The sequence below is a fragment of the Brevundimonas diminuta ATCC 11568 genome (assembly GCF_000204035.1).
Classification (GTDB): Bacteria; Pseudomonadota; Alphaproteobacteria; order Caulobacterales; family Caulobacteraceae; genus Brevundimonas; species Brevundimonas diminuta.
This window is the reverse complement of the sequence record NZ_GL883086.1, coordinates 988,866-1,002,025: the sequence shown is the minus strand read 5'-3', so window position 1 is coordinate 1,002,025 and position 13,160 is coordinate 988,866. Positions and strand designations below refer to the sequence as shown.

Annotated in this window: 11 protein-coding genes and 1 pseudogene; 1 reads left to right on the top strand and 11 read right to left on the bottom strand. The window is 66.0% G+C overall.

Translation table 11 applies throughout. From position 1 onward, the window contains the following. Nucleotides 1–148: 148 nt before the first annotated feature. The 3 genes from BDIM_RS08715 to BDIM_RS08705 form a co-directional block, all read right to left on the bottom strand. Nucleotides 149–1,486 carry a CitMHS family transporter gene (locus tag BDIM_RS08715; RefSeq protein WP_003165212.1) on the bottom strand — a complete coding sequence of 446 codons (1,338 nt, stop codon included), beginning with the start codon at nt 1,484–1,486 and terminating at the stop codon, nt 149–151. A 100-nt stretch (nt 1,487–1,586) separates the two neighbouring features. Then, nucleotides 1,587–1,898 carry an AtuA-related protein gene (locus BDIM_RS08710; protein WP_003165211.1) on the bottom strand — a complete coding sequence of 104 codons (312 nt, stop codon included), beginning with the start codon at nt 1,896–1,898 and terminating at the stop codon, nt 1,587–1,589. Further along, the gene (locus BDIM_RS08705; RefSeq protein ID WP_003165210.1) at nt 1,898–3,232 is read right to left on the bottom strand and encodes an acyclic terpene utilization AtuA family protein; all 1,335 of its coding nucleotides are present in this window, start codon (nt 3,230–3,232) and stop codon (nt 1,898–1,900) included. The genes BDIM_RS08710 and BDIM_RS08705 overlap by 1 nt, the downstream gene beginning before the upstream one ends. A 91-nt stretch (nt 3,233–3,323) precedes the next feature. Here BDIM_RS08705 and BDIM_RS08700 point away from each other — a divergent pair, with 91 nt between their 5' ends. Then, nucleotides 3,324–4,277 carry a LysR family transcriptional regulator gene (locus tag BDIM_RS08700; protein ID WP_003165209.1) on the top strand — a complete coding sequence of 318 codons (954 nt, stop codon included), beginning with the start codon at nt 3,324–3,326 and terminating at the stop codon, nt 4,275–4,277. A gap of 58 nt (nt 4,278–4,335) precedes the next feature. Here BDIM_RS08700 and BDIM_RS08695 read toward each other — a convergent pair whose 3' ends face one another. The 8 genes and pseudogenes from BDIM_RS08695 to BDIM_RS08660 form a co-directional block, all read right to left on the bottom strand. Next, nucleotides 4,336–4,767: a helix-turn-helix domain-containing protein gene (locus tag BDIM_RS08695; RefSeq protein WP_003165208.1), complete on the bottom strand. Its 432-nt coding sequence runs from the start codon at nt 4,765–4,767 to the stop codon at nt 4,336–4,338. Between the two features lie 66 nt (nt 4,768–4,833). Next, nucleotides 4,834–5,148 carry a hypothetical protein gene (locus BDIM_RS08690; protein ID WP_003165207.1) on the bottom strand — a complete coding sequence of 105 codons (315 nt, stop codon included), beginning with the start codon at nt 5,146–5,148 and terminating at the stop codon, nt 4,834–4,836. Nucleotides 5,149–5,310: 162 nt separating this feature from the next. Next, nucleotides 5,311–5,763 (bottom strand): DUF305 domain-containing protein, encoded by a 453-nt coding sequence (locus tag BDIM_RS08685; protein WP_003169256.1) that lies wholly within the window; start codon nt 5,761–5,763, stop codon nt 5,311–5,313. Continuing rightward, the gene (locus tag BDIM_RS08680) at nt 5,760–8,270 is read right to left on the bottom strand and encodes a heavy metal translocating P-type ATPase (RefSeq protein ID WP_035285029.1); all 2,511 of its coding nucleotides are present in this window, start codon (nt 8,268–8,270) and stop codon (nt 5,760–5,762) included. Before BDIM_RS08680 ends, BDIM_RS08685 begins: the two co-directional genes overlap by 4 nt. Nucleotides 8,271–8,443: 173 nt before the next feature. After that, nucleotides 8,444–9,073, bottom strand: a complete 630-nt coding sequence (locus tag BDIM_RS08675) for a methyltransferase family protein (protein WP_003165205.1) — start codon at nt 9,071–9,073, stop codon at nt 8,444–8,446. Beyond that, on the bottom strand, nt 9,070–9,669 hold the full coding sequence (locus BDIM_RS08670) for a cation efflux transmembrane domain-containing protein (RefSeq protein ID WP_003165204.1): 600 nt from the start codon (nt 9,667–9,669) through the stop codon (nt 9,070–9,072). Before BDIM_RS08670 ends, BDIM_RS08675 begins: the two co-directional genes overlap by 4 nt. Further along, complete coding sequence (locus tag BDIM_RS08665) at nt 9,669–12,890, bottom strand: efflux RND transporter permease subunit (RefSeq protein WP_003165203.1); 3,222 nt, start codon at nt 12,888–12,890, stop codon at nt 9,669–9,671. The genes BDIM_RS08670 and BDIM_RS08665 overlap by 1 nt, the downstream gene beginning before the upstream one ends. An 11-nt stretch (nt 12,891–12,901) precedes the next feature. Beyond that, nucleotides 12,902–13,160, bottom strand: a pseudogene (locus BDIM_RS08660) (efflux RND transporter periplasmic adaptor subunit); the annotation flags it as partial.

Genomic DNA, 13,160 nt, shown 5'->3' with positions numbered 1-13,160 from the left:
GTCGGGTGCGGAAGCCTCGGCAGTTCCGACCAGAAAGGTAATGGCTGAGGCGCCCGCCAGCATCGGCCTGGTCCCAATGCGTCGGTGGAGTCGCGGGGCGGGGGAGGTGGCGTCATCGGGCATGGTGGGCTCCTTGTGGCTTAAGGTTTCACAGCGCGCCCGTCAGGGCGGCGACGGCGGTCATCACCAGGGTTGTTCCGAACGCCCAGAGGAACATGTGTTTCTGGTGATCGCGCAGGCTGACCTGGGACAGACCGATGAGGATGAAGGTCGAGGCGGTCAGCGGGCTCAGCGGGAAGCCGGTGGTCATCTGGCCCAGAATGGCCGCTCGGCCGATCGCAGCCGGGTCGTGGCCCACGGCAGCGGCCGTTTCCGCGAAAACGGGCAGGACGCCGAAATAATAGGCGTCGGGCGTGAAGACGAGGCTCATCGGCATGCCGGTGACGGCGACGATGCCGCTCAACCAGGGAACGGCGAAGGCCGGCATATTCGTCGCCGCGGCCTGGGCCATGGCGGTGATCAATCCGGCCCCGTTCATTATTCCGGCGAAGACGCCAGCGGCGCATATCATGGTAATCACCATCACCACATTCCCGGCGTGGGCGGCCAATTGTTCCTGCTGCGCCTTGGCCGTGCGGCGGTTGATAGGCAGGGCGATAACGAAGGCCGTCATGAACAAGAGCGGCGCCGGCATCTTGGGCAGGGGAACCCATTGGGCGTAGAGGTCCTGGAACAGCAGGACGACGAGCAGGACCGTCAGGCCGAGATTGATCCAGAACAGGGCGTTCATGCGTCCCGCCGGCGCGGAGCCGTCGATCTCAGACGCGCCGACTTCCGGCGGAGGGCGGTTGTTTCGAAGCCCCCCCGCCGGGGCCAGCCGCCTGCGTTCGCGCCAGCCGAGGAAGCCGGCTGCCAAAAGGACCCAGGCGATCCCGGCCAGCATGGCCGGGGCGACAGGCGTGAATATCTCGTCCACTCCGGCCTCGAGGGCGCTCATGGCCCGCGCGGTCGGTCCGCCCCAGGGTAGGAGATTCATCACGCCGGCAGACAGTCCGATGATGGTGGGCAGGACGAGCGGCTTGACGCCTAGGCGACGATGGACCGGCAGAAGGGCGGTCACCGAAATCAGAAAGGTCGTTGCTCCGTCGCCGTCCAGCGCCACCAGCATGGGGAGGATGGCGGTGACAACGCACAGCCTGACGGGATCGTCTTGGACCAGCCGCAACAGCCCTTTCACCAAGGGTTCAAACAGGCCGACATCGATCATCAGGCCGAAATACAGGATGGCGAACATCATCATGGCAGCCACGGGCGCCACGGTCTTCAGTCCGTCGACCGCCATGACGCCGACGTCCTCCGCCTGGCCGCCGATGAAGACGCTGATCAGGGGAACTAGGATCAGCGCCACCGTCACCGGCACGCGCGCAAAGAGGATCAGCCCCAGAAAGGCGCCGATCGTCAAAAAGCCCTGCAGCGCAAGGTCCATACCGCTCCTCCCTGTTCCTTACCGGCCGCCGACGCTTCCTCGCCGGCTGCTGAGCCGTCGGGGCGTCGTTATTCGCCGGGAGACGTCTAAGACTTCAATGTTATGCGCTCTTGTCGATCTCCATCGCGAGCACATAGGAACTCAGGCTTTTGCCGTGGGCGTCGAGCGCGAGGGACCGGGTCACCCCGCCGCCCAGGGCCTTGTGCAGAACGAAATTGAGAGCGCTCAGGCCGGGGATCTCGAAACGGTCGATTTCACCCTGCACCGTGCCTCCCAGGCACGCTCCGACGCGCTCGACGGTGACCTCCCGAACCAGCAGTTCATAATCGGCCGGATCATAGGCGATGACCGAGATATTGGAGATGTCGCCCTTGTCGCCGGTTCTCGAGTGAGCGATTTCGCGCAATCGCATCAGGTGGTCTCCCAGATGATATCCGGACGGACCAGGCTTCGATCCAGAAGGGTCGAGGTCATGGCGATCACCGGATAGGCGGTCTGGAAAACGCCGCCGCCGCCTGCCGGTCCGTTTGTGTAAAGGGCGTCTACCTCTCGGCCCACTTGGCGGGCGCCGGTAAGCGTTCGTGTGCGCGCCGCGATGCGGGCGCGAACTTCGCCGGCGTCGTCTCTGCGTGTCGAACCTGGCAGGAGCGAATCCACGCCGATCAGGTCAAACCGCGTCTCCAGGATTTCATCACCCATCATATCCAGACGTTCCCGCATGATGTCGAGCGCCAGCCGGCCGCGCATCTGCGCCCCCGGCCCGCCATATGAGATTTGCCCTTCGCCGACGAAGCCGTCCTGATAGCCTACCGAAACCTTGAGTTGATCAGGGCGCTTGCGGCCGCCGCCGCGCTCGACCGAAACACGGTCCGGTCCGGCTTGGTGCACGATCACGCTGGAGAAGTCGGCTGTCACGTCGGGACTCAGGTAATTGCCAGGATCGTGCAGTTCATACAGAAGCTGCTCCTTCACGCCGGCCACGGTCACGGCGCCGCCTGTACCTGGGACTTTGGTCACGATGAGGCTTCCATCGGGCGAAACCTCCGCGAGCGGGAAGCCGAGCCGGGCCAGGCCCTCCACGGTCTTGTAGCCGGGGTCCGCGAAATAGCCGCCGGTGACCTGTCCGGCGCATTCCAGAAGATGCCCCATGATGGCGCCTCGACCTAGCTTCTCCCAATCGTCGAAAGCCCAGCCAAACTCGAACGCTGCCGGAGCCAGGAACAGCGAGGAATCCGCTATCCGGCCCGTCAGAACAATGTCAGCGCCTGCGGCCAGGGCCTCCACTACAGGCTCAGCGCCCATGTAGGCGTTGGCGGAGATCGCCCGCTCCGCCAACCCGTCGAGAGCGCCATGTGTCGTGGCGATCTGCAGAACGTCGTCGCCGATCACGGCTGCGATCTTCAGGCCGCTCAAGCCTAGACCTCGCGCTGTTGCAGCCGTCGCGCGGGCCGCGCCCACGGGATTGGCCGCCCCCATATTGCTGATGATGCGCGTATTCTGGCGTGCGCAGGTGGGCAGGACAGCCGTCATGCGCTCAATCAGCAGAGGGTCGTACCCGCCATCGGGATCGGCCATGCGTGATCGGACGGCTCGTGCGATCGTGCGCTCGGCCAGGCATTCGAAGACCAGATAGTCCAGCCGGCCATATTCGGCCAGAACGACCGCCGGCTCGATCCGATCGCCGGAGAAGCCGGCTCCGGATCCGATTCTTACAGCTGATTTTTCGCGGATGTATGCATCGGACATGACGCTATGTTTCGCGTCGCTTATAGAATTACAATGACTATTGCCTGATCAACTTATTCATCGTTAGCATAGATCGAAGGGAGCGCGGACTATGTCGCATCAGATCGAACTGCGGGAGTTGCGGCTGTTCCGGGGCGTCGCAGAACACGGCAGTTTCAGCCTTTGCGCTGAACATTGTGGTATTTCCCAGCCGGCGCTTAGCCGCACGATCAAGCTGATGGAGGACCGGTTGGGAGTTCGATTGTTCGATCGGGACACGAGAACTGTTGCGTTGAGCAGCTATGGTCGTCACCTGCTGCCGATCGCCGAGCGGGTGCTGCGAGAGGTCGAGGCGGGGCTGGACTCTCTTGATCAGTTGGCTTCGGGCGCGCGTGGCCGTATCGTTGTGGCCAGTTTGCCGTCCCTTTCGGCGACTGTGCTGCCTCGCGCCATCTCGGCCTTTCGCGAGACTGCGCCGGATGTCGAGTTTGAACTGATCGACGCGCTGTCGGGTGACATCGCTGAGGCAGTCATTCAGGGGAGAGCGGATCTGGGTTTGGCATTGCGGCCGATCAAGGATGATCTCTTCAACTATGAGGAGATTGGCTTGGACCGTTTTGGCCTGGTCTGTCGTGAGGACGATCCCATGGCCGTGGGCCCGCGCGTTTCCTGGCGCGATTTCGAGATGCGCCCCTTCATTGCAATGGCGTCCAACAGCAGCGTGCGCTTGATGACGGACGCCGCTTTCGTCCAGGTGCGATCACCGGTCAAGCCGCTCTATGAGTGTTCACAGATGGCTACAGTCGGGGCCCTGGTGCTGAACGGCTTGGGCGTTTCGGCCCTGCCGCGCCTGGCCATGCCACTGACCGCCGCGTCCGGCCTGGTTTGGAGATCGTTGTCGCAACCTTCGCTGAAACGGTCGGTGGGGATCATTACGCGTCGTAACCAGGCAGTCAGTCCCACGCTCGCGTCGTTCATATCTACCGTCATCAGGCATTCCGATGCGGTTTTGGGGAGATGCAAAGCGCATTTGAGTCAAGCTGACGGTGCTGGGGACGCGGGCTGAGAACTTCAGCGGTTGGTGCTCCAAGGGGGAACCTCCAAGCCGGTCATCCGAACAAGCCTTATTTCTTATCGCTCGTCGCCGTCGGATCGACGTCGGCCTCCGCGCCAATGTGCGTCGTCTCGACCGCTGTCGTCGCAGAGGATGGCGACAGCGCGAGCGCTTCGACATACCGCAGCAGGGGCTCGCGCTGCGCTTGCGTCAATCTCTCCCAGGCCTGAAGCAGACGATGACGCTGTTCGTCTGACGCCGGGTGGTCCTCTTCCCCCAGCCCCAGGAGTCGCGGAACCGTTGTGGCCAGCGCCAGCGCCAGCTGGCCCAGGCGCACGGCTGCAAGGCCGTTCAGGCCCTTCTCATACTTCTGGATCTGTTGGAATGACAAGCCGACCTTGCTGCCGAGCGCGGCCTGGCTGAAGCCCAGCGCCTTTCGTCGGTCACGGATGCGTCGGCCGATGGCTCGATTGTAATCCAGCTTCGCCTGCAGCTCGGTCACGTCGGTCCTCCTGATCTTGAACGTCGATACGCTGGATCTCGCTAGGGGCTTCTCTGACGGTGACCGCTAATTGACGGACACCGGCCCGGAACGTCCGGGAGGTGCGACGCGTCGCTCGACGGGCTCGGCGGCCTGCTGCGCGGATGCAGCGGAGGAAGGGTGATTGTGAGGCGACCGGTTCATGTCGTGACGCGTCACGTAGAGAAACAGGGTTCCCGCGATCCAGAGCACCGCGAATGGCAAGCTCAGGATCAGCATCGTCCGGCCGCGGGGCGCCAGCAGCACGCAGGCGAGCGCGACCAGGGGGAGAGCTGCGCCGTAAGTGATGTAGAGCGGCAAGCCGGTCGCGTTGAACAGGACGATGCCGAGATAGAGCACCACCCCTGCTCCCACGAGGCCGTTGAAGCTCGCGTATACGCTGTCCATAACCGGCCGGGGTTTGGTGTTCCTGCGGATACGATATGACCGCAGCCGCTTGCCGTAGCGTCCAGGCCGCCAGGCGATAGTCTGACCTCGGATGGGAGACTTCCTGCGCCTCATCCCTCAGTTCCCGGGCCTGGCGCCCTCGAGCGTTTCCGCCCTTTGGCGCTGTGCCAGCCAGATGCGCATGCGGAGGATTTCAGCGTCCCGGCTGCGGATCACATCTTCGGCGAGCGCCTTGGCTTCAGGGTCGGATCCCTGTTCGAGCTCGATGCGGGCCATGGCGACGGCGCCTTCGCTGTGGGCGATCATGAGGCGTATGAAGTCCGCATCGGCCTTGTCGCTCCAGTTGATGTTCATGGCCTGATGCAGCCGCTCGTTCGCTTCCTTGAAGGAACGGGTCGCCGCGCTGTCTTGGGGCCTGTCGCCATGGCCGGCATGTTCGTCGATGGGGCGCGCGTCGACGGAGCCGGCTGTATCGATGGCGGTTGACCCCCGCTTTGTCACCACGCCCAAGAGGAAGGCTGAGAAAGCGAGGAAGACGACGATGATGGCGAGGCCGCTGATACGTTTCATGAGCGGGTCTCCGTCGACGCGCGCCGTGTGCCGCGTCGATCCTGATAGGCGAGCAGGCGCAGGGCGTTAAACACGACCAGCAGCGTGGAGCCTTCGTGGACCGCCACAGCGGGCCCGATGCCCAGCCCGAGGATGGTGGCCGGAACGAGAAAGGCCACGACGCCGAGGCTGACGACCAGGTTTTGCCGGATGACGCTCCGCGTTCGCCGGCTTAGGCCGACCGTGAAGGGCAGTTGGGCGAGGTCGTCGGACATCAGAGCGACGTCCGCGGTCTCCAGCGCGACATCCGAGCCGGCGGCGCCCATGGCGATCCCGACGGTGGCGGTCGCCATGGCGGGAGCGTCGTTGACCCCGTCGCCGACCATAGCGACCTTCGTCTCCTCTCGAAGCCGCTTGATGGCGTCCACCTTATCTTCGGGCATGAGATCGCCCCAAGCCTCAGTAAGCCCGACCTGTCCCGCGATGGCCTGGGCGGCCTTCTGATGATCGCCGGAGATCATGATCATGCGTTGCACGCCCAGATCGCGCAGCGCGGCCAAGGCCGCTCTGGCCGCCGGCCGGGGCGTGTCCAGAAGACCGATCACGCCGAGATCGCGCGCGCCGGCGCGGACGACCATCAGGGTGCGCCCTTCGAGCCGCAGCCGGGTGACCGCGAGCGTCGTCTCGTCGCTGAGCGGCGCGACGCCGTCCGCCCCGAACATTTCGGGCTTGCCGATCCAGATCGTCTCGCCCGCCCATCGGGCGGTGACGCCTTTCCCCGTCAGGCTTCTGAGGTCTGAGGCGGGAGACGGGGTGAACTGGCCGAGACGTTCTGCGCCATCGCGCGCGATGGCGGCGGCCAGGGGATGGTCGCTGAGGCGCTCGACGGCGACGGCCGCCGACAGAAGATCGGCTTCGCGGGTTCCTTGGACGGGAATGATGTCGGTGATGCGCGGACGGCCTTCCGTCAGGGTGCCGGTCTTGTCAAAGGCGATGGCGTTGAGTGAACCGAGGTTTTCCAAGGGGGCGCCGCCCTTGATCAGAACGCCCGCCCGAGCTGCGCGCGCCACCCCGGACAGAACGGCGCTAGGCGTGGCGATGGCCAGGGCGCAGGGGCTGGCGGCGACCAGCACCGCCATGGCGCGGTAGAAGCTGTCGCGGAAGGGCTCGTCGATCACGACCCAGGCGAACAGCAGGACGAAGGCGAGCCCGAGCACCACGGGCACGAAGATGCGTTCGAATTTGTCGGTAAACCTTTGAGTGGGCGACTTCTGAGTTTCGGCTTCGCTCACCATCCGCACCACCTTGGCAAGGGTGGTGTCGCTGGATTTGCGTGTGGTCTCGATCTCGATGGCGCCGGCGCCGTTGATGGTGCCGGCGAACACGGCCGAGGTATTGGCGATCGAGGACCGCCCCGATCGCGCCTCTGCGGGATCGGCGACCGGCTGCTTGTCCACCGGCATGCTTTCGCCTGTGACCGGAGCCTGGTTGATGCTGGTCGTGCCCAAGAGGACGAAGCCGTCAGCGGGCAGGCGTTCATTGGGTCGCACCACGATCACGTCACCGATCTCGAGCTGTTCCACCGGCGTCTCTATGAGGTCGTCTCCCCGCCGCACTCTCGCCGTGCGCGGGGCCAGTTCGGCCAGAGCCTCAATGGCCCGTTTGGCGCGGCCCATAGCGTAGTGTTCGAGCGCGTGGCCCAGGCTGAACAGAAAGAGGAGTAGAGCTCCTTCCGCCCATGCGCCTAGCGCCGCCGCGCCCGCCGCCGCCACCAACATCAGGGTGTCGATCTCGAAACGCCCGCGTTTCAGGTTCTCGATGGCTTCGCGGACCGTGAAGAAGCCTCCGAGCCCATAGGCGACGAGGAAGAGCGTCAGCGGCGCCCATCCGGAAAGTCCCGGAACCAGTTTCTCCAGGGCGAAACCGATGCCGAGCGCGCTGCCGGATCCCAGGGCGAAGACGAGCTCGGTGTTGGCGCCGAAAACCCCGCCATGGGCATGATCGTGATCGGCATGTTCGCCTGTTCCTTCGTGGTCGTGATCGCCTTTCTCGGGTTCAAATCGTTCGGGCGGGGGCGGGAAGGGAGAATGGGAAAATCTCAGCCTGTGGTCCGCGAGGCGTTGCTGAAGGGCGTCCCGGCTAGTCCGAGTGTGATCGAACTCCAGGCGCAAGGCGCCCGCCACGTCCAGAGCCGCTTCGAGAACACCGGGTTCTTCGGCCAGGGCGGCTTCGAGCCTGCGGGCATGGCGGGCGTGGCGTACGCCCTCCACCCAACCGATGAGATGGCCGAATCGCTGGCTGATCTCGGCGCCCGCCTGCAACGCCTTGCGCCTGACGTCCGCTGGAGAAAGCGCAGCGGGGTCGTAGTGGAGGCAGAGTTGAGATGCGCCGTTCGTTTCGGCGACATGGACTTGGAACAGGCCGGGTGCGCTGCTGAGCCGCTTGACGAGGCGTTCGACGCAGGCGTCGGACGCGTCGGGGGCTTCCGGCAGCAGGACGGGGATGTCCATTCTGACCGTGTTAGGCATGTCTGAACTCCGGAGGTGAGACGGGGGCGGGTGGAGGGCCGATCTGCGGCGCGGCGCGCTTCGCCTCGGCTTCAAGGGAAGCGGCCTGCACGGCGCCGCCGGCGAGAAAGGCGATTGCGGCTAGTATAGCCGTCAAGGATGTCACCAGGCGCGCGCGTTCCATGAGGTTTTGCTCAAGGCAATTGCAGGACGGCGCCGAACCAGCCGAACTGCTGCGCCGCTTCGAGCAATTCGAACAGCGGAACGGCGAGAAGGAAGAACAGTCCGTCCTGGATCGTGCGCACGAAGAAGGTCGGACGAATGCAAAGCTCGGCCTCATCACGCCAGAGCCTCGGGTTCGGCATGAAGCGCGGGGTGCGCCGCCGATAGGCGTCGTAGGTCTCCCCGAACGTCTCGCTCAGGTAGCGCTCCTCCCGGCCGACGACGGTGCGGAACACAATCCAGCAGGCAAGGACGAACACCAGCCCGACCGACAGGCTGCCGGACATCGCCCCGGCTCCGAAGGCGCCGATGAAGCTGAAAACGTAGAGGGGGTTGCGGCACAGGGAGTAGGGGCCGCTCGTCACGATCTCCTGTTTCTTGCGGCCACCGATATAGAGGGAGCACCAGGCGCGGCCGATGATGCAGAGCATGATGGCGATCAGACCGAGATGCTCGACCGCGTGTTCGAGCCGTGGCTCGGCCTTCACCATCAGCGTCCAGGCCAGAAGGGCGAAGAGGCCCACGAGAATGAAGAGTTTGCGCCACCGCTGAACCGAGCGGAGATCGATCGGAGCGGCCGAGCGGCGGCCCGGGGCGTTCATTGGGCTTGTCCCTTATTGGCGACGCCCCGGGCGTCCTTGAGAATGTCGAGACCGCCTTTGAGGGCGATGGCCGCCACGATCAGCCCGACCAGAAGGTCGGGCCATGCCTGGTTTAGCGCCATGACCAGGCCTCCGGCGACGAGGATGCCGCCGTTCGAGGCGAAGTCATTGAAGCTGAAGGTTTCGGCGGCGCGCATGTTGACGTCGTCGCTGTCCTGACGCCTGATCAGCATCAGGCAGATCAGGTTCACGACCGCCGCGACGACGGCCAGACCCATCATGGTCCAGCCGACGGGTTCGGTCCCGACGATCCAGCGCCGCGCCACGTCTGCAAGCACCCCGGCCGCGAAGATCAGCAGCATGATCCCCGATAGCCAGGCTGCGCGCGTCTTCCAGATCATCGCCCGGCCGACGGCGAGGAAACCGATCAGATAGACGGCTGCATCGGAGCCGTTGTCGACGGCGTTGGCGAGAAGGGCGCTGGAGTCGGCGAGCAAGCCGCCGACTCCGAGGCCCACGAAGAGAGCGGCGTTGAGGACCAACACCACCAGCAGGGTGCGGCGCTGGACCGCCTCCGCTCCGAGGCCGCCGCTCATCAGTCTTCGATCCCTTCCGCCTTGCGATGCCTGACCGCCTTGGCCGCGAAGGTCGGCAGAACCAGCAGCGTCAGGGCGGTGGCGGTCAGGAGACCGCCGATGACCACGGTGGCCAAGGGCTTTTGCACCTCGGCGCCGGCGCCCGAGGCGATGGCCATGGGGATGAAGCCGACGATGGCGACCATGGCCGTGGTCAGCACCGCGCGCAGACGGCTGAAGGCGCCGAGCAGGGCCGCGTCACGCGGAATCTGGCCTGCCTGCAGCCGCTCGCGGATGGCCTGCATCAACACCAGGCCGTTCAGGGTCGCGACGCCGGACACGGCGATGAAGCCGACCGCCGCCGAGACGGAGAAGGGCATCCCCCTCAGCAGCAGGGCCAGCGCCCCGCCGACGAGGGCCAGCGGCACGCAGGCGAACACCAGCCCGGCCTCCGCGAACGATCCCAACGCCATGAACAGCAGGATGCCGATCAGGACGAAGACCACGGGGATGACCAGGCCCAAGCGCTGCTCGGCCCGCTTCAGGTTCTCGAACTGGCCGCCCCAGGTCAGGGAATAGCCGGCCGGCATTTGAACCTGTTGCTGAACTCTCGCCTGGGCGTCGCCGACGAAGCCGCCCAGATCGCGGCCGCGCACATTGGCCTGAACCACCATGCGGCGGCTGCCGTTGTTGCGGCTGATCTGGTTCTGACCTTCCGCCACTTGGATGCGGGCGACCGAGGACAGGGGCACCGTCACCCCGGTCGCGGTTGTGACCGGCAGGGCAGCCAGGGCGGCGGGGTCGTTCCTTTGGGCGTCGTCGAGACGGACCACGACGTCGAAGCGGCGGTCGCCCTCGAAGATTTGCCCAGACTCGGCGCCGCCGATGGCCGCCGAGACGGCTTCGGACACGTCGGCCGCCGACAGGCCGTAGTTGGCGGCGGCGAAGCGGTCGACGCTGACCGTCAGGGTCGGCAGGCCCGACGCCTGCTCCACCCGCACGTCGGCCGAGCCGGGCGTGTCGCGCAGGGCGTTGGCGACCTGATCCGCCGTGGCCTGAAGCTGGGTGAAGTCGTCTCCATAGACCATGACCGCCAGATCGGTGCGGACCCCGGAGATCAGCTCGTTGAAGCGCAGTTCGATCGGCTGGCTGAACTCGAAGCTGTTGCCCAACTGGGCGGCGGAGGCCTTTTCGATGCGGGCGATCAACTCCTCCTTCGGCAGCTTCGGATCGGGCCATTCCTTGCGCTTCTTCAGCACGATGACGGCGTCCGAGATGTTCGGCGGCATGGGGTCCACCGCCGCCTCGGCCGTGCCGGTGCGCGAGAACATGGTCTTCACCTCGGGCTGGGCCTTGATGGCCCGCTCCAGCGCCATCTGCATGGCGAGGGACTGCTCCAGCGAGGCCGAGGGCACGCGCAGGGCCTGCATGGCGATATCGCCCTCGTCCAGCGTCGGGATGAACTCTCGGCCCAGGGTGGTGAAGGCGAACCCGCCGACGACGAGGGCGCCGAGCGCCGCCGCCAGCACCGTCTTGGGGTGCGACACGGCGGAACGGATGGCCGGTTCGATCCAGCGGCGCGCGTGGCGCAGCAGGAAGGTCTCATGCTCTTCCGCCTCGCCGTTCTCGTCGACGTGGACGGTCTTGGGATCTCGCACCAGCAGGGCCGTCATGGCTGGGACGAAGGTGAAGGAGAAGATGAAGGCGCCGACCAGGGCCAGCATGACCGTGGCGCCCATGGGGATGAAGGTCTTGCCCTCGACTCCTTCCAGCATCAGCAGGGGGGTGAAGACCAGCAGGATGATCAGCTGGCCGAAGGCGGCGGGCTTGACCATCTGCCGCGCGGCGCCGGCGGCGACGTCCAGGCGTTCGTGTCGGGTGAGGGCCCGACCCAGATCCGCCCGGCGCTGGCTGAGCATCAGCAGGGTGTTCTCGACCACCACCACGGCGCCGTCGACCAGCAGGCCGAAGTCCAGCGCCCCTAGGCTCATCAGGTTTCCGCTGATGCCGAAGCGGTTCATGCCGATGACCGCGAACAGGAAGCTGATCGGGATCATCAGGGCCGTGATCGTCGCCGCGCGGATGTTCCCCAGCAGCAGGAACAGCACGACGATGACCAGCAGGGCGCCTTCGGTCAGGTTCTTGGCCACCGTCTTGATGGTCGAGTTGACCAGGGCGCTGCGGTTCAGCACCGGCTCGGCCACGATGTCGGGCGGCAGGCTGGCGCCGATCTCTTCCAGCCGTTCGGCGGCGGCCTGGGCCACGGTGCGGCTGTTCTCGCCGGCCAGCATCAGGGCGGTGCCGATGACCGCTTCATGGCCGTCGCGGCTGGCCCCGCCCAGGCGCGGCGCCTGGCCCATTTCCACGGTCGCCACATCGGCGACGCGCACGACCAGGCCGTTGCGGTTAGCCACGGGCGCCTGAGCCAGATCCTCGACGGTTTGGGCCAAGGCGTCGGTGCGGACGGTCAGGGCTTCGCCCGCGCGCTGCACGTATCCGGCCCCCGCCTGGGTGTTGGCGCGCTCCAGCGCCTGCATCAGGTCGCCCAGGCCCAGACCGTAGCCCGCCAGGCGAGCCGGGTCGGGTCGGACGGCGTATTCCTTCACATAGCCGCCGTTCACGTCGACGCCCGCCAGACCGCGCGCGGTCCGCATCCGGGGCGCGATGATCCAGTCCTGCACAGTGCGCAGATAGGTCGCCTGCGCCTGGGGAGACGCCAGCCGATCGCCTTCGGGCGTCAGATAGGCGCCATCGGGCTGCCAGCCAGGCTTTCCAGCTCGCGCCGCCTTGGCGTCGAAGGGCTTGAAGTCGACGGTCCACATCAGGACTTCGCCCAGGCCCGTGGTGATCGGAGCCAGGCCGGGCTCGACGCCTTCGGGCAGGTTTTCGCGCGCCTGGGCCATCCGCTCGGCCACCTGCTGGCGGGCGAAGTAGATGTCGGTGGCGTCGGTGAAGATGACCGTCACCTGGCTGAAACCGTTGCGGCTGAGGGAGCGGGTGCTCTGAAGGCCTGGAATCCCGGCCATGGCCGTTTCCAGCGGGTAGGTGACCTGGCGCTCCATCTGTTCGGGGGCCAGGGCGGGGGCCACGGTGTTGATCTGCACCTGGCGGTTAGTGATGTCGGGCACGGCGTCGATCGGCAGCTTCGTCAACTGGAACAGGCCCCAGGCGGCGACCAGCGTCGTGGCCAGGACGATGAACCAGCGGAAGCGGACGGACGCCTCGATGATGGCTTTGAACATGATCCCCTCCCTTAGTGGCCGTGCTCGGCTTCGCCCTTGGCCAGTTCGGCCTTGAGGAGGAAGGCGTTGGTAGAGGCGACGCGCTCGGTCCCGGTCAGGCCGCGCAGGATCTCCGTGGAGCCGCCGGCTCGACGTCCGGCCAGCACAGGCTGGGCGCGGAATCCGTGATCGGTCTTGATGAAGACCACCGTGGCGCCGTCGACCGTCTGCACCGCCTCGGACGGCACGGTCAGGGCGCCGCCGGACTGGCCTTCCGTGACCACGGCGCCG